Source organism: Clostridium sp. CTA-7, from assembly GCF_054768095.1.
The window spans coordinates 81,064-96,961 of record NZ_BAAAAV010000009.1; the positions used below are offsets into that span (position 1 = coordinate 81,064).

Genomic DNA, 15,898 nt, shown 5'->3' on the forward strand with positions numbered 1-15,898 from the left:
CACCTTGCCAAATGTAAAATTTGGAGGCTCACTTAAGTTGACGAGGTTGGGGAGTATCGATACTTCGGCGGGTGCCCCACGGTATGCACACTACCGTTAACAGCTAATAAAACTGTAAAGTGATTTACAGGACAACATTAGCTTGGTGTTAAAACCTTCAATAAAGAAGTAAATTCTTTATTAGCATTAATAATTAAAAATACAGTTGAAGAAAAGGAAGGAAGAAAATATATGTGCGGAATAGTTGGATTTGTAGGAAAGAAACAAGCATCTGAAATATTAGTTGAAGGATTATCAAAACTTGAATATAGAGGATATGACTCAGCAGGAGTAGCTATATTAGAAGATGGAGATATTAAAGTAAGAAAGTTTAAAGGACGTTTAAAGAATTTAGACGATAATTTAAAGCAGAGTCCTTTAAATGGAACTATAGGAATAGGACATACAAGATGGGCGACTCATGGAGAACCCTCCGATATAAATTCACATCCTCATACAAATGAGAATGTAACAATAAGTGTTGTTCATAATGGAATAATAGAAAATTATATGAGATTAAGAGAATGGCTTAAAACAAAGGGATATGAATTTTATTCAGAAACTGATACAGAAGTTATTCCTAATTTAATAGACTACTATTATAAAGGTGATTTACTTGAAGCTGTAACTAAGGCAACAACTAAAATGGAAGGAAGCTATGCTATAGGTGTTATCTGCAAAAATGAGCCTGACAAACTAATTGCAGTTAGAAAAGACAGTCCATTAATAGTTGGATTAGGTAAAGAAGAATTCTTTATAGCTTCAGATATACCTGCAGTTCTTAACCATACTAGAGATATCTATTTATTAGAGGATAAAGAGTTTGTAATAATAAATAGAGATGGAATAGAAATAAAAACAGAAGATGGAGAAACTATAAATAAAGAAATTTACCATGTTACTTGGGATGTTGATGCAGCTGAAAAAGGTGGATATGAAGATTTCATGTTAAAAGAAATCCATGAACAACCAAAGGCAATAAAAGATACATTAACATCAAGAGTTTTAAAGAATTCACCTATACAATTAGAGAATATAAATCTTACAAAAGAAGAACTTGAAGCTTTTGATAGAGTATTTATAGTAGCATGTGGAACAGCTTACCATGCAGGTTTAGTTGGAAAAACTATTATAGAAAAATTAGCTAAAATACCAGTTGAAGTTGATATAGCTTCAGAATTTAGATATAGAGATCCATTAATAACAGAAAAATCATTATTAATAGTTGTAAGTCAATCAGGAGAAACCGCTGACACATTAGCAGTTCTTAGAGATGCTAAGAAAATAGGAGCAAAGGTTCTTGCAGTTACAAATGTTGTTGGAAGTTCAGTTTCAAGAGAAGCTAATCATGTTGTTTATACTTGGGCTGGTCCAGAAATAGCAGTTGCTTCAACAAAAGCTTATGAAACACAATTAATAGCTATGTATATTTTAGGAATATACTTTGGAGAAGTTAAGGGAACATTAAATAATGATTTATCAGAAAGTCTTAAAGAAGAGTTATTAAACTTACCAGAAAAGGTAAAAGAAATAATAGAAAGAAAAGATGAGCTTCAAAAATTTGCTTCAAAAAATTATATGGATAAAGATCTTTTCTTCTTAGGAAGAGGATTAGATTATGCAGTAGCATTAGAAGGATCTTTAAAATTAAAAGAAATATCATATATTCATTCAGAAGCTTATGCTGGTGGAGAATTAAAGCATGGTCCAATAGCATTAATAGAAAAAGGAACTCCAGTAATAGCTTTATTAACAGAAGACAGATTAAAAGATAAGATGATAAGTAACATCAGAGAAGTAATTACAAGAGGGGCAAGAGTTTTAGCAATAGCAAATGAAGGAGATGATGATGCTAAAGAAGTTTGTAATGATGTAATATACATTCCAAAGACAAACTCTTTATTAACACCAGTATTATCAGTAGTTCCACTTCAATTAATATCATATTATATGGCTAAGCAAAAGGGCTGTGACGTAGATAAGCCTCGTAACTTAGCAAAATCAGTTACTGTTGAATAAATTTATTATAAAGGAGATAAATAATTATGAGTCAAGAATTAATTAATACTTTATTAAATGAATACAAAGAAACTGAAAAAGCATTAGAATTAGGAATGGATTGGCTAGATGATAAAGATTATGCTAAAGGAAAGTTAGATTTAGTAAAAGTAATAATAGATGATTTAGAAAAGCTGTCTAAAGAAATTTAGTAATAAGTATAATATAAGGCTGCACACTCTCACCATTAGTGGATGAGTGTGCAGTTTTTTTATTAAAGTGAAAAAATATATCTAAGAGCCCTACTTATACTAGTAACTACTACAGAACCATGATTTTCTTCTGGTGCAATATAGATATCACAGTTATTATTAAAGCTTTTAATTTTATCGTATATTTTTTGAGCTCCTTCAACCATATAACCTTCTTTTTCTCCAACACCTATAAATATATTCTTTTCGCTATTTTCTAAGTTAGGGAAGCTTAAAAGTTCATAGTCATTCCACCACACTGAAGGACTAAAGGAAATTATATTTTTATATATATTTGAGCCCTTTAATAAATTCCATAATACATAATATCCACTTAAAGAATGGCCAATTATAGTAATATTATTTTTATCAAAGTTAAGATTAGGTTCAATTATTGGTAGAAGTTCTTTTTCTATAAAAGAATTAAAATTCTCACTACCTCCAAGATTATCTGGTATCATAAATTTTCTTTTTTCATCTACGAAGTATTTTTCTGCTGGGGCTGTAAAGTCTAAAAATCTTTTTTCTTTCTTTTCAAATTCTTGATGAAATATACCTACAACTATTGAAGGCCTAATTCCAGTTTTAACGTGTACTTGACCTTGTTGTTTTACACAAGATTTAACTATTTCAAAACAATTTCCACCGTCTAGGACTATTATTAATGGTAAATTATTAGTTTTTGATTCTTCTGGAAGATAGAAATTAATATCATAAAAATTATTAGTATAATTCGATTTTATCTTAAAATTATTCATAAATTTACCCCCTTGTGCTAAGATTTAGTAATAAGTATAAAATAACAAAAGGAAAAGGTCAACGATTATGAAACGAAGTATTAATTGGTTAATTGAATATTTTTCTGAAAATTCTATGGAGTTTGTTGATATTTTTAAGAGCAGTTTACCTCCTAAAGAAAAAGATATTAATAGAAAAACTGCAAAAAATTTATGTGGAATAGTAATACCTGTACGAGGAGAATGTTCATTTTCTGTAAATGATAAAAAATATAGTTTAAATAAAAATACAATACTGCACTGTGGATCAAATATGAATATAAAAGTTGAAACAGAGGAATTAGGTATAGAATACTATGTAGTTCATTATAAAAATATTTTGACTACAGAAAAGTTCGAAAACATAGAAAAAGAATCTTTTTATTTAGAAATTGAGGACAGGCTATCTTTATTAAAGTATTGTGAAACTATTACTGATAAATCATTAAGTCCAGATAATTACTCAAAATTTTCCTGTAAAGTAGATTTTATAAATTTAATAAATTCACTAATAAAGAATGTAAGAGTGTCACAATATAGTGATAAATTAAAGCTGGTAAATAAAGGAATTGAATATATAAATAAAAATTTTAATGAATTAATAACAGTAAGTGAAATATCAGATATTTTAGAAATAGATAGAAGAAGGTTTAGTGATGTTTTCAAAGAGGTTACAGGATTGTCGCCTGTAAAATACTTAACAGAATATAGATTAAAAGAAGCTAAAAGATTATTAAAATTTTCTTCTTATACAATTTCTGAGATAGCTGATATGACTGGATATAATGATTGTTTTTATTTTAGTAAAACTTTTAAAAAAAATGTAGGGATATGCCCTAGAAAATATAGAGAGATTAATAATAATGTTGTTACAAGTATAATAATTAAGAAGTAGATTCGGCAAAAGTACAAAAAAATATCCCGAAAGTCCATTTTACATTTCATAAGATTTTGCTAAAATAATTATGAATTGAAAATGATTATCAATAACGATGGGGGATTGCTATGAAAAAATATTTAACATTATTATTATCAACAGTTTTATTAGTAAGCTTAACTGCTTGTACTGAGAAAGGTTCTTCAGAAAAAAATGATGCAGAAAATAAAGATACAGCATTTACAATAAATTATTTAGGTAAAGAATATTCTTTTGATAAAAAGGTTGAGAATGTAGTTCTTGCAAGCTTAGAAGGAATGGAAGATGCAGCAACTTTAGGAGTTGAAGCAGTAGGAGTATTAGATGTTGCTGGCAAGGTACCTAAATATTTAGAAGAAGACTTTAAAGATGCAACTTTAATAGGGGATAAAATGAATCCTAATTCAGAAGTTATCTTAGGCTTAAATCCTGATGTCATTGTGGGAACTTCAAAGTTTGGAGAGGAAACGATGACTAAGTTAAATAAGATAGCAGTAACATTACCATACTCACACATATCAGCTAACTGGAAAGATAATCTTTTAGCATTAGCAGAAATAACAGATAAAGTTGAAGATGGTAATAAAATAATTTCAGATTATGAGGAAAAAGCTTCAAAAACTAAAGAAAAACTTTCAAATGAATATAAAGATAAAAATGTTTTAGTTATTAGGATTAGACGTGGATTAATGTATGTATATCCGGAAGGTGTATATTTAAATCCAGTTTTATATAATGATTTAGGTCTAAAGGTTCCTGAAGTAGTTACTCAGGCAAAAGCACAAGCTGAATTAACTTTAGAGACTTTAGCAGAAATGAATCCAGATGCAATTTTTCTACAATTTGATGATTCGGAGAATTCAGATGCACCTAAAGCTTTAAGTGAGTTATTAGAAAATCCTATATTTAAAGGTATAGAAGCTTCTAAAAATAATAAAGTATTTGTTAATACTATTGATCCTTTAGCTCAAGGAGGAACAGCTTGGTCAAAAGTTAGGTTCCTAGACGCGGTTGTAGATAATTTATTAAAATAACAAAATTATGCCAGTCATATAAATATGACTGGATAATTTTTTAAGGGGACAAATATGAAGGGTTTTAATAAAAAGTTTTTATCAATATTTATAATATGTATAGTAGGAATAATTAGCGTGACTATTTTATCTGTTAGGATGGGAACTAAAGATATACCAAAAGAAGTGGTTTATGATGCTATATTTAAATTTGATGAAAATAATGTAGATCATTTAATAATAAAAAATAATAGGTTACCAAGAGCTATTGCTGTATTAGTTGTTGGAGGATTTTTAGCAGTTGCTGGAGCAATTATGCAAGGAATAACAAGAAATTACTTAGCCTCGCCTTCATTAATGGGAGTAAATGATGGATCAGCTTTTTTTATTACCATAGCTATGGTTTTTTATCCAGGGCTTTCAAATGGAAGTTTAATTTTAGTTTCAATAATTGGGTCTATAGTTGGAGCCTTATTAGTATTAGGAATAGGTTCATCAATAAAAAATGGTCTATCACCTGTTAGGCTTGCCATTATAGGAACAATAGTAGGTAGTTTTTTAAGTAGTTTAGGATCTACTATTGCAATGTACTTTCAAGTGTCTCAAACTATTTCAGCTTGGTATAATACAAAAGTTCATACTGTAAATAATGATTTATTAAAAATGATAATTCCAATAGGCGTTATTGGAATTTTAATAGCAATAATAATAGCTAAGGATATTACTATAAGCTCACTAGGAGAAGATATAGCTATTAGCTTAGGGCAAAGAACAAATATAGTAAAATATTTATCTATGGGATCAGTAGTACTACTTACAGCTACTTCTGTTGCATTAGTTGGAAAGATTGCTTTTGTTGGGTTAGTAATACCTAATATAATAAGACTTTTAGTAGGACATGATTATAAATATATTATTTCCTATTCCTTAATTGGAGGAGCCTTCTTTTTAGGATTATGTGATTTATTAAGTAGATACATAGAATATCCATTTGAAACACCTATTGGAACTGTAACAGCTATTATAGGTGTACCTTTCTTTTTATATATGATAAAAACTAAGGGAGATTCAAAAAATGCATAAGAAAAAACTTAAATATTCTTCTGTGATAATAGTACTGCTTCTACTAATATTATCTGCTTTTTATTTACATTTAACTAATGGGATATTTAATATAAGTGTAATTGAAGTGTTTCAAACACTATTTAATTTAAATGATAATGAAAAATTCAGGTTAGTAGTATTTGAATTTAGACTTCCAAGAATAATTATATCTGTATTAATCGGAATAGGATTATCAATAGCTGGTCTTTTTCTTCAAGGAATTACAAAAAATGAATTAGCTGATCCAGGAATATTAGGAATAAATTCTGGTGCAAGTGCAGCAGTAATTATATATATGTATTTTGTTAATTTTAATTCATCAGTATCTGATGGAAGTAATTTCTTCAGCATCTTCGCTATGCCTATATTTGGGTTTATAGGTGGTATTTTAGCTGCAATATTAATACTATTATTTTCAAGAAATAATAGTAAGATGGATATGCAAAGACTTATTTTAACTGGTATAGCAGTAAATAGTGGATTCTCAGCTATTTCAATGCTTTTTTCTATGAAAATGAATGCTTCAGATTTTGAATTTGCAGCTATTTGGCAAGCAGGATCAATATATAATGCAAATTGGAGTTTTATTTATATGATGCTTCCTTGGATAATAATTTTAGGATTCTATCTTTATAAGAAAGTTCATTTACTAGATTATTTTCAACTAGAAGAAAGTAGTATAGTTAGTTTAGGTATAAATTTAGAGAAAGAAAAAAGAAAATTATTATTTGCATGTGTTGGGCTAATTAGTTCTTGTGTGTGTGTTGCTGGAAATATTGGATTTATTGGGTTAATGGCACCTCACATAGCTAGGCAATTAGTAGGTATAAAGCATAGAAAACTTATGCCAGTAACTGCTTTAGTTGGAGTTTTTCTTTTAATATTATCAGATTTTATTGCTAAAACTGTTTTTGCACCATCAGAATTAGCTGTAGGAATAGTGATATCTATAATCGGAATTCCTTATTTTATATATTTATTATACAAATCATAAGAGGTAAGATATGAAAAATGCTATTAATATAAAGAATTTAAAAATAGGATATGATAAAAAAATAATAATAGAAGAGTTAAACCTTAGTCTTGAAAAAGGAAAAATAACTAGTATTATTGGCTCTAATGGATGTGGGAAATCAACTCTTTTAAAAAGCATAGGTAGGATACTTAAAAAAGAAAAAGGAGAAATATTTCTTCTAGATAAAAATATGAATGATATGAATAGTAAAGAAATAGCAGAAAAATTAGCTATATTATCTCAAAATCCTACTGCGCCTTCTCAGTTAAAAGTTGAAGAGTTAGTTTCTTATGGAAGATATCCTCATAGAACTAATATAAATAAATTATCTAGTAAAGATAAAGATAAAATTGAATGGGCACTAAAAGTAACAAATACTATTGATTTTAGAGATAGAGAATTATCTGATTTGTCAGGAGGTCAAAGACAAAGAGTTTGGTTAGCTATGGCATTGGCTCAAGAAACAGATATATTATTATTAGATGAACCAACTACTTTTTTAGATATGTCTCATCAACTTGAGGTGCTTAATATTGTAAAAAACCTAAATGAAAGACATCAATGTACAATAGTTATGGTTTTACATGATATAAATCATGCAGCAAAGTATTCTGACTTTATTGTAGCAATGAAGGATGGAGAAATACTTTATAAAGATAAGCCAAATTTAATAATGAATAAGAAAGTATTAAAAGATATTTATAATATAGATGCGGAACTTATAACAAATGAAAATTATAATGTTCCTTTATGTTTAAATTATGAATTATTATAATGAAATTAGAGAAAGCATCCAAGGTAAATGGATGCTTTCTCTAATTTCATTATATCCATTCTCTATTTTTTATAAATGATAGAACTATTAGTTTTGAATATGAGAGTCAACTCTACGAGATAATAAGTTTTTTAATCAATAAAGATATAAAATTTTATGATATTAAAGTTCAAGAAAATTCATTAATTCAGTTATTTGAAGAATCAATAGCAATATAATTTAAAAGGAGAAGTAAAATGGCATTTGGAGCTGAAACTATTACATTAAAACAAAATATATGTATCAATAAGTTTATAAAGGCTAATGCGGTATCCGAAGAAAAAGCTATAGATTACAATGAGTTAAAAATTAAATACTCACTTACTACTAAAATACTAATTAGAGAAGGCGTATTAATAGTTACGAGAGATAATAAAGCATATTTAGATATGGAGAATGTATATAAATTTAAGCATAGTTTTAAAAAAAATTTTATTTAATAGAAGTTTTAATTATAAGAAGATATATCAGAAAAAGTTGATAGTGTTAGGGACGGTAGATAATTCAAGTTATGAAATTAAAAATAAATAATATGAGAAAGCAAAATCAAAGAAAGATTCATACATAACACCTTCTTAAATAAAGTCAATTAAGTTGACCTCATGTGAATTATATTGTATTATATATAATATAGTCAATTAAGTTGATTATAATATTAATATTTATAAAATATTAATATTAAGTATATTATATAGCATTAAAATATATTGTTACATAATGAGATTATGGAATTAATATATTAAACAATAAATTTAAATATGAGGAGAAATACATATGACACTAGAAATGAGTAAATACTTACAAGTTAGAAAGGCTCAAGTACAAGGAGCTAGAACTATTGAAGAACTTAAAGAAATATCTGATATAGTTATTGAAAATGAAGAAGAGCTTAAAGAAGTAGAAGCTCTTATAAAAACCGTATGCAAATGTAAATCTGTATCAATAGATACAGTTGTAGAAGCAGTAAAAAATGGAGCAGATACTGTTGAAAAAGTTGGAGAAGTTACTAAAGCAGGTACAGGTTGTGGAAGATGTCAAGGTATTATATCAAATATCATAGAAAATAAAAGATAATTACTTTACCTTTACCATGAAACCCTCGAAAATGCAGAAATGTATTGTCGAGGGTTATTATTTTAGAATTATAAATAATGAACCGTAACTATTTTAATGTCTTTTTTACAAAGAAAATAAAAATTAATAGACTGATAAAACCGGATGTAGCACAAACAATAAATAACAGTTTATATCCTATAAGTTGTAAAACAAGTCCTAGAATAATAGACCCAAACCCAATTCCTAAATCAAAGGCAGTAAAAAATGTGGCATTAGCTACTCCTATTTTTTCAGGTTTAGCTAATCTTAGAATAGCTACTTGAAGAGCAGGTTGTGCTGATCCAAATCCAATTCCGTATAAAATAGCTGTAATAACTAGGCCAACAATTCCATTTGTGAATGTTAAGACTAATAGTGCGATAATTAGAGTGAAAAGTGCAGGAATAATAATTACATCTTCTCCATATTTATCAGATATTTTTCCGGTAATTGGTCTAATTAATGCTAGTGTGACAGCATAGACTAAGAAAAATGTACCAGCATTAACTTGAATTTTTGCTGCAAACAATGGTAAAAATGTTGTAATTCCACCAAAAGTTATTGATAGGAAAAATGTAACGATAGCCATTGGTAAAAACTCTTTTCCAAAAAATGATATTTTACTTTTATGTGTATGTTCAATTACTGGAATTTTTGTACTAAATGCAAGAATAAATGCAATAAGTGCTAATATTGTACATAGTACAAACAGATAATTGAATGAAAATGATTCTGCTACCCAAAGGCCTAGTATTGGTCCAAGGGCCATACCTAAAGTCATTGAAAGTCCATACCATCCCATTCCTTCTCCACGACGGGATTCTGGAATAACATCAGTTACAGCTGTTCCTATAGAAGTAGTAGCCATTGCCCAACTAACTCCATGTAGGATACGTAAAATCACTAAGAAAACAATTCCTATCACTAAATTATAAAAATACATTGTAATTGCAAAAAATAATAGCCCACTTATTATAAATACTCGTCGGCCATATTTATCCATTAATCCTCCAATAAGAGGACGAATAATTACTGCAGAAATTGTAAATACTCCAATAATAAATCCAACCTGAGATTCACTTCCACCTAATTCTTTAATAAACATAGGTAGTGTTGGCATTAGTAAATAAAAACCACTAAATAGCAGTAGTGCTGTGATTGTCAGCTTTATATAGCTTTTTGTCCATAAACGTTCCATTATATTGAAACCTCGCTTTCTTTTATTTTAATAAATTGAAAATGAAAAGCTCACAGCAATTGGGTTATTATTACTCCCAAATAGCATGGTAAGCAAATAAAAAGGCAGTACATACTTTATAAAAGTATTAGTACTGCTATAGAGATTGACAAGTATTTTCTTACTTAGAATGTACTTGCTAGTTTAATAGCTTTGTTAAGTCCAGAAGAAATAATTTCTTCTGCTTTATCAGGTGATTGGTTGTGTCCTTCAATTACTACTGTCTCTATATCTTTTACTCCAAAGAAGCCCATCATGTTTGATACATATCTAACTGCCATTTCCATTTCAGCTGTTGGCCCTTTAGAATATACACCACCACTTGCGTTTAATAATGCAATTTTCTTATCGGAAATAAGACCTACTGGACCTTCAGGCGTATATTTGAATGTTTTTCCAGCACGGTTTAAGTAGTCAATATATGTATGTAGTACCGCTGGAATTGTTAAATTCCATAGTGGGAACCCAAATATAACTTTATCAGCCGCAAGGAATTGATTTAAATATTTATCAGCAACAGCAACTACTTTTGCTTCATTTTCTGTTAACTCAAGTCCTCTGCTAGCCTTAAAAGTACCGTTAATCATATCTACTCCTACATATGGTAATTCTTCATTGTATAAATCAAGTTCTACCACTGTATCCTCTGGATGTGATTCTTTATAGCTGGCTAAAAAAGCCTCATATAATTTTACACTAATCGCCTGATCTGCAGGACGATTATTTGCTTTTACAAATAAAACTGTTGTCATTTTCTTTTCCTCCTGTTAATTCATATTACGTTGCTATATGAATCATTTAAAGTTAGTCTAGTTCTTTCATAGCAAAAGTAATATAGTCAATTTGATTGACTATATTGAATATAGTATAATAAAAATAAGAAAAAGTCAACTTAATTGACTTTTAAGGAGGTTTTATGTATGAATCATCAAATATTTAGTGGATTAGATCTTACATCACTTTTTTTATTATCTTTTAGTACAGCTATTAACGAATTACATGACAGATTGATGGAATTGGGATTTGAAGATATTAGACCTGTACATGGTTTTATTTTTAGTTGTATCAGCCCTGATGGGGCAACAGGTATAGAATTAGCTGAGTATTTAGGAATTACAAAGCAAGCTGTGAGTAAAATAATAGATTATCTTGAAAAAAATAATTATGTAATACGCAAAACTCACCCTACTGATAAGAGAGGAAAAATTATTGTTTTGACGGAACGAGGCTCCGCAGTAATGAAAGTAAAAGATGAGATATTAAATGAAATTGAGCAACGTTGGAGTGAGAATATAGGTACCGAGCGAATGCAAATGATTAAAGAAGATTTAACTAAATTAGTTTATGAAGCGAGTGGAGGTAAATTGCCATCGAAGTTAAGACCGGTTTGGTAAATATAGAATGCTTCAAAATATTAACTTTAAGGTATGGGCAGTAGGATTTTGGGATATATACAAGGAGAGTGGGAAAACCTAACACTTTTAATCCTTAGAGTTAAATAATATAAAACTATCACTTATTTATAAGTGTTGGTGGTGACACAAATAGAGATGAAACTTTATATAAGATATTTCTCCCTGAGGAAATAGATATATGTAAGGAGTTAATGAAAGAGAGTATTAAAGTAGAAATTAATGAGATAAACGAAAGGAAAGAGCAAGGTTATTACAATATTGCTGAAAATAGATTAAAGATATTTGAATGTGATGGTTATAAATGTAATAAATAATTAACAAGATTTAGTGCTACAGTAGACCATGTACAACCAGTGAGTCAAGGGGGAGATAATTCATTTAGCAATTTAGTGACATGTTGTTTATATTGCAATTCTAGGAGAGGTGCAAAACCCATAATGGAGCAATTTATTGAAAAATAAAAAATTTATGTTTAATTTATATAAAAATTTGATATAATATAAATAAGAAAAGCTTAGTGCGTCAACACTAAGCAATCCTTAGAACATTTATTTTGTTTTAGGGCTATTGGATGAATTTAATTAAATATTAATTTCTAGAAAAGGTGCTACTCTTTGCAGGATGGAGCACTTTTTTCTTTGCTTTTAACTTCTATATCAAGACCAAGAAATTTAATCTTAATTTTCAAATGATGTATAAAAAGATTATGACTAAGAACTAATCTAATAACATAAATAATAGATATACATTTCATAAAAGTATCAAACATATCCAATACCACCCCCTAGCTATGATGAAATACTCACCAATAGCCCAAGGGGATAAAATATTCGAAACCCCCGTAGCCATCCACTACGGATATCAAAATATTACTTTAGAATTATACCATAATTATGTAGAATACATACACAAGAATAAAATGGAAAAACCTTATTTAGTATAGTTACGGAGAACCATATCACAAATAAGTATGAAAATAGTCATAATCATTAAATTGAAAAATATTTTTGTTTAATGTAGAATAGCAACACACTATAACATTTTACTAAATTTGTAAAGAGGGGGGGAATGAAAATTTTGTATAGCTTATTGAAATAAATAAATAATAAAACTTTAGATAATGGAGAAAAATTATATGCTATGAAAGAGCATGAATTTAGGGAACTATTAAGATATTTGTATGACAATGACTATATAAAGTGAGGAATAATATTATCTGATTCCTATTCTTTAAAAAGTGCAACCTTAACAGATAATGGATTTCAAATCCTAGAAAAGTATAAAGACTGGAGATTATTCTCTAGTTTTTCTTTTAAAAGTAAAAACTTACACTATATGTAAGTTTAAATTTAGAGGATTATTTATTAGAATTATATATGAAAAGAGTAGGAGGGGAAATAAATGAATATTAATGATAAATTATTAAAGGTTGAAAATATTAAGAAGGTATATGGAAGTAATGAAAGCAAGACTGAAGCTTTAAGGGGAATTACTTTTGATGTTTTAAAGGGTGAGTTTTTAGGAATAATGGGAGCAAGTGGATCTGGCAAAACAACTTTACTTAATTGTATTTCAACTATGTTAAAGCCTACTTCTGGTAAGGTTTTATTAAATGGAGAAGATATTTGTTCTTTTAAGGGAAGTAAATTAGCTGATTTTAGAGGAAATAAAATTGGTTATTTATTTCAAGATTTCGAGCTATTAGATAATTTAACAGCCAGAGAGAATATTATTTTACCTTTGTCTATTCACAATATTAGTTATGAAGTAGCGAAGGAAAAGTTATTAAAAATAGTTAGTCAATTAGATATTGAATCTGTTTTGAATAAATATCCAAATGAAATGTCAGGAGGACAGAAACAAAGGGTTGCAGCAGCTAGAGCTTTAATTACTAATCCTGAAATTGTATTAGCTGATGAGCCAACAGGTGCTTTGGATTCAAGAAATGCCAAGTCTTTAATGAGTAAGCTTGAACTTATAAATAAAGAAAATGAATCAACTATTTTAATGGTTACTCATGATGCTAATGCAGCAAGTTTTTGTTCAAGAATTTTATTTATACAAGATGGAGTTATTTTTCATGAACTTAGAAGAAATAAAGAAAAAGAGAGTCAAGAGGAGTTTTATGAAAGGATTTTGATGGTAATGGCTCAATTAGGAGGAGGAAGTGCAAATGTTCTTTAAGCATATTTTAAAAAATGCAAAAAAGAGTAGAAAAGAAAATGGGTTGTATTTTGGTTCTTTAATTGTAGCTATAGTATCTTTTTATGTTTTACTTTCTTTAGAAGATCAAGATGTAATTAGCTTTTTAAAAACTATGGAGAGTGATGGAATTCAAAAGCTAATGGTTTTAATTAAGCTTGTATATGTAGTATCTTTATTTTTCCTATTTTTCTTAATTTATTTTTCTAGTAGGTATCATTTAGAAAGAAGAAAAAGAGAGTTTGGAATGTATCAAATGTTAGGTATGAGAAGAGGAAAAATCTTTGGATTACTTATGGGTGAAACAATATACAATAGTTTGATTTCTCTTCTAATAGGAATACCAATAGCTTTATTTTTAACTGAGCTAATAAGTTTAGCTACTATAAAAATAATTGGAATAGGTATTATAGGACATCAATTCAAATTTTCATATATGGGAATTATAGGAACTTTTATAGGGTTTTTGTTAGTACAAATTATAGCTATGCTTTTATTAAGTATATCTATAGCTAAGAAAGAACCCCTTGATTTAATAAAGAAGGATAGTTCTAAAAAACAAGTTATTTCATCTGAAAGATCTAGATGGATTTATTTAATTATAGGAAGCGTTTTATTAGTAATAGCTTACTTAGTTGCTATTTTTCTTTTAAAATCTTTAAATTTAGTTGTTGCTCTTATAGTTTTAGTTACAGGAATTACTGGGACTTTCATGTTCTTTAAAGGAATTAGTGCTTTAATTGGAAATAGATTAAATAAAAAGTCAGAGAAATCTAGTGGATTATTCACATTTACAATGAGACAAATTCAAGAAAATATATTTTTTGAATCAAATACTTTAGCCTTTTCTTCTTTACTAGTTTTGTTATCAATGATATGTATTGCTTTTGGTTCATCTGTAGCTATATCAAGGCAAGATAATACTAATAGAACAGTAGATTTTTCAATAACAGCTTCTGAAGAGGAAGTTAAGGAAACTATAAATTCTTTAGATTTAAATTCTTATGTAGAAAATTATTATCCTGTTTATTTAGAAAATATGAGAACATCACTTCATTCAGATGATAGCAAAGCATTAGAATTTTCTTGGGAAGGATTTAGAAAAGAAATAGAAAAAATGCCAGAATCAAAGAGTAAGTATTCAATATTGCAGTATTTAACACCTGATAATTATCCTTATCTAATTTCTTTAGAATCTTTTAATAATATGAGAAAAGCATCAGGAAAAGAAAATCTTATTTTAGAAAATAATGAAGTTGCCTTTTATTCTAATGCAGGTTTTTACTCTGAAGATTTTATAAAGGAAGTTTTAAAAGGTAATCCATATATTACGATTCAAGGAGAAAAATATGATTTAGTTAATGAGTATTATGTAGAGAATATTGTAGCTGATAGAACTATAACTCTATCAAATGCATTTATTGTTTCGGAGGATTTATATAAGAGGCTTGTAGAAAATAGAGAACCTTCAATTTGGAATTTAAATATAAATAATAATTTGGTAGAAGAGAATGGGTTAATGCAAGCTATAAGTGAAGTTAATGAAATTTTATCTCAAAGTGGATTACAATATGAGAGTTATTTACAAGGTATGGGAAGAAATCTGTTTTATATTGTAGCAGGTAGTTATTTAACTTTATATTTAGGAATTATATTCTTAATAATAGGAAATACAATGATTGGTATTAAGTTCTTAATACAACTTAGTTCTACAAAAGAAAGATACAAAATCCTATTGAATTTAGGGGCTAAAAAATCAGAAGTATTTAAATCTGCAAAATCTCAAGTAAGAATATTTTTTGGATTAGTTATAGGAGTTTCTTTAATAAGTTCAATATTTGGAATATGGGCAATGTTTAATAGTTTTTTAAATGAGGAAAGTAAAAAACTATTGGTATATATTGGGCCGATAGCTTCTGTTATAATTATAATGTTAGTTATAGTAGAACTTATTTATATAAAAATAATTGATAGAACAAGTTATAAAGAAATAAATTCATTAAATTCATTCAATAGGGGGTAA

17 protein-coding genes and 1 pseudogene are annotated in these 15,898 nt (G+C 28.0%); 14 read left to right on the plus strand and 4 right to left on the minus strand.

Annotated elements, in window-relative coordinates; genetic code table 11:
• Positions 1-231: 231 nt before the first annotated feature.
• Together glmS and ACYUEX_RS15665 are read left to right on the plus strand one after the other, a co-directional pair.
• Positions 232-2,058: a glutamine--fructose-6-phosphate transaminase (isomerizing) gene (gene glmS / locus ACYUEX_RS15660; protein WP_460289009.1), complete on the plus strand. Its 1,827-nt coding sequence runs from the start codon at positions 232-234 to the stop codon at positions 2,056-2,058.
• A gap of 26 nt (positions 2,059-2,084) precedes the next feature.
• On the plus strand, positions 2,085-2,249 hold the full coding sequence (locus ACYUEX_RS15665) for a hypothetical protein (protein WP_322379274.1): 165 nt from the start codon (positions 2,085-2,087) through the stop codon (positions 2,247-2,249).
• Between the two features lie 62 nt (positions 2,250-2,311).
• On the opposite strand, the gene ACYUEX_RS15670 is transcribed toward ACYUEX_RS15665, so the two are convergent.
• Positions 2,312-3,046, minus strand: coding sequence for an alpha/beta hydrolase (locus tag ACYUEX_RS15670; protein WP_460289010.1), 735 nt, complete (start codon positions 3,044-3,046; stop codon positions 2,312-2,314).
• Between the two features lie 67 nt (positions 3,047-3,113).
• On the opposite strand from ACYUEX_RS15670, the gene ACYUEX_RS15675 reads away from it, so the two are divergent.
• The 7 genes from ACYUEX_RS15675 to ACYUEX_RS15705 all read left to right on the plus strand — a co-directional run bounded on the left by ACYUEX_RS15675 (position 3,114) and on the right by ACYUEX_RS15705 (position 9,000).
• Positions 3,114-3,959, plus strand: coding sequence for a helix-turn-helix domain-containing protein (locus ACYUEX_RS15675; RefSeq protein ID WP_460289011.1), 846 nt, complete (start codon positions 3,114-3,116; stop codon positions 3,957-3,959).
• Positions 3,960-4,069: 110 nt separating this feature from the next.
• The gene (locus ACYUEX_RS15680; protein WP_460289012.1) at positions 4,070-5,014 is read left to right on the plus strand and encodes an ABC transporter substrate-binding protein; all 945 of its coding nucleotides are present in this window, start codon (positions 4,070-4,072) and stop codon (positions 5,012-5,014) included.
• Positions 5,015-5,068: 54 nt separating this feature from the next.
• Entirely contained in the window at positions 5,069-6,076 is a 1,008-nt protein-coding gene (locus ACYUEX_RS15685) for a FecCD family ABC transporter permease (protein WP_460289013.1), read from the plus strand.
• On the plus strand, positions 6,069-7,091 hold the full coding sequence (locus tag ACYUEX_RS15690) for a FecCD family ABC transporter permease (RefSeq protein WP_460289015.1): 1,023 nt from the start codon (positions 6,069-6,071) through the stop codon (positions 7,089-7,091). The genes ACYUEX_RS15685 and ACYUEX_RS15690 overlap by 8 nt, the downstream gene beginning before the upstream one ends.
• A 10-nt stretch (positions 7,092-7,101) precedes the next feature.
• A complete protein-coding gene (locus tag ACYUEX_RS15695; RefSeq protein WP_460289016.1) occupies positions 7,102-7,887 on the plus strand; it encodes an ABC transporter ATP-binding protein in 786 nt (261 codons plus the stop codon).
• Positions 7,888-8,123: 236 nt separating this feature from the next.
• Positions 8,124-8,366 (plus strand): hypothetical protein, encoded by a 243-nt coding sequence (locus ACYUEX_RS15700; RefSeq protein ID WP_460289017.1) that lies wholly within the window; start codon positions 8,124-8,126, stop codon positions 8,364-8,366.
• Between the two features lie 334 nt (positions 8,367-8,700).
• Complete coding sequence (locus tag ACYUEX_RS15705) at positions 8,701-9,000, plus strand: (2Fe-2S)-binding protein (protein WP_460289018.1); 300 nt, start codon at positions 8,701-8,703, stop codon at positions 8,998-9,000.
• 88 nt (positions 9,001-9,088) lie between these two features.
• On the opposite strand, the gene ACYUEX_RS15710 is transcribed toward ACYUEX_RS15705, so the two are convergent.
• Positions 9,089-10,219, minus strand: coding sequence for an MFS transporter (locus ACYUEX_RS15710; protein ID WP_460289019.1), 1,131 nt, complete (start codon positions 10,217-10,219; stop codon positions 9,089-9,091).
• A gap of 164 nt (positions 10,220-10,383) precedes the next feature.
• Complete coding sequence (locus ACYUEX_RS15715) at positions 10,384-11,010, minus strand: FMN-dependent NADH-azoreductase (protein ID WP_460289020.1); 627 nt, start codon at positions 11,008-11,010, stop codon at positions 10,384-10,386.
• 168 nt (positions 11,011-11,178) lie between these two features.
• On the opposite strand from ACYUEX_RS15715, the gene ACYUEX_RS15720 reads away from it, so the two are divergent.
• The 3 genes and pseudogenes from ACYUEX_RS15720 to ACYUEX_RS15730 all read left to right on the plus strand — a co-directional run.
• Positions 11,179-11,652, plus strand: a complete 474-nt coding sequence (locus ACYUEX_RS15720; RefSeq protein WP_411169597.1) for a MarR family winged helix-turn-helix transcriptional regulator — start codon at positions 11,179-11,181, stop codon at positions 11,650-11,652.
• A 212-nt stretch (positions 11,653-11,864) separates the two neighbouring features.
• Complete coding sequence (locus tag ACYUEX_RS15725; protein WP_460289021.1) at positions 11,865-11,987, plus strand: hypothetical protein; 123 nt, start codon at positions 11,865-11,867, stop codon at positions 11,985-11,987.
• A gap of 27 nt (positions 11,988-12,014) precedes the next feature.
• Positions 12,015-12,134, plus strand: a pseudogene (locus tag ACYUEX_RS15730) (HNH endonuclease); the annotation flags it as partial.
• A gap of 146 nt (positions 12,135-12,280) precedes the next feature.
• On the opposite strand, the gene ACYUEX_RS15735 reads toward ACYUEX_RS15730, so the two are convergent.
• On the minus strand, positions 12,281-12,448 hold the full coding sequence (locus ACYUEX_RS15735; protein ID WP_460289087.1) for a hypothetical protein: 168 nt from the start codon (positions 12,446-12,448) through the stop codon (positions 12,281-12,283).
• 626 nt (positions 12,449-13,074) lie between these two features.
• Here ACYUEX_RS15735 and ACYUEX_RS15740 point away from each other — a divergent pair.
• Both ACYUEX_RS15740 and ACYUEX_RS15745 read left to right on the plus strand, forming a co-directional pair.
• Entirely contained in the window at positions 13,075-13,857 is a 783-nt protein-coding gene (locus ACYUEX_RS15740; protein WP_460289022.1) for an ABC transporter ATP-binding protein, read from the plus strand.
• Entirely contained in the window at positions 13,847-15,898 is a 2,052-nt protein-coding gene (locus ACYUEX_RS15745) for an FtsX-like permease family protein (protein WP_460289023.1), read from the plus strand. Before ACYUEX_RS15740 ends, ACYUEX_RS15745 begins: the two co-directional genes overlap by 11 nt.

Coding starts and splice junctions, on each gene's coding strand:
- glmS (WP_460289009.1), top strand. CDS start 232: ATGTGCGGAATAGTTGGATTTGTAGGAAAGAAACAAGCATCTGAAATA.
- ACYUEX_RS15690 (WP_460289015.1), top strand. CDS start 6,069: ATGCATAAGAAAAAACTTAAATATTCTTCTGTGATAATAGTACTGCTT.
- ACYUEX_RS15725 (WP_460289021.1), top strand. CDS start 11,865: ATGAAAGAGAGTATTAAAGTAGAAATTAATGAGATAAACGAAAGGAAA.
- ACYUEX_RS15705 (WP_460289018.1), top strand. CDS start 8,701: ATGACACTAGAAATGAGTAAATACTTACAAGTTAGAAAGGCTCAAGTA.
- ACYUEX_RS15685 (WP_460289013.1), top strand. CDS start 5,069: ATGAAGGGTTTTAATAAAAAGTTTTTATCAATATTTATAATATGTATA.
- ACYUEX_RS15675 (WP_460289011.1), top strand. CDS start 3,114: ATGAAACGAAGTATTAATTGGTTAATTGAATATTTTTCTGAAAATTCT.
- ACYUEX_RS15665 (WP_322379274.1), top strand. CDS start 2,085: ATGAGTCAAGAATTAATTAATACTTTATTAAATGAATACAAAGAAACT.
- ACYUEX_RS15740 (WP_460289022.1), top strand. CDS start 13,075: ATGAATATTAATGATAAATTATTAAAGGTTGAAAATATTAAGAAGGTA.
- ACYUEX_RS15680 (WP_460289012.1), top strand. CDS start 4,070: ATGAAAAAATATTTAACATTATTATTATCAACAGTTTTATTAGTAAGC.
- ACYUEX_RS15710 (WP_460289019.1), bottom strand. CDS start 10,219: ATGGAACGTTTATGGACAAAAAGCTATATAAAGCTGACAATCACAGCA.
- ACYUEX_RS15720 (WP_411169597.1), top strand. CDS start 11,179: ATGAATCATCAAATATTTAGTGGATTAGATCTTACATCACTTTTTTTA.
- ACYUEX_RS15670 (WP_460289010.1), bottom strand. CDS start 3,046: ATGAATAATTTTAAGATAAAATCGAATTATACTAATAATTTTTATGAT.
- ACYUEX_RS15700 (WP_460289017.1), top strand. CDS start 8,124: ATGGCATTTGGAGCTGAAACTATTACATTAAAACAAAATATATGTATC.
- ACYUEX_RS15745 (WP_460289023.1), top strand. CDS start 13,847: ATGTTCTTTAAGCATATTTTAAAAAATGCAAAAAAGAGTAGAAAAGAA.
- ACYUEX_RS15695 (WP_460289016.1), top strand. CDS start 7,102: ATGAAAAATGCTATTAATATAAAGAATTTAAAAATAGGATATGATAAA.
- ACYUEX_RS15715 (WP_460289020.1), bottom strand. CDS start 11,010: ATGACAACAGTTTTATTTGTAAAAGCAAATAATCGTCCTGCAGATCAG.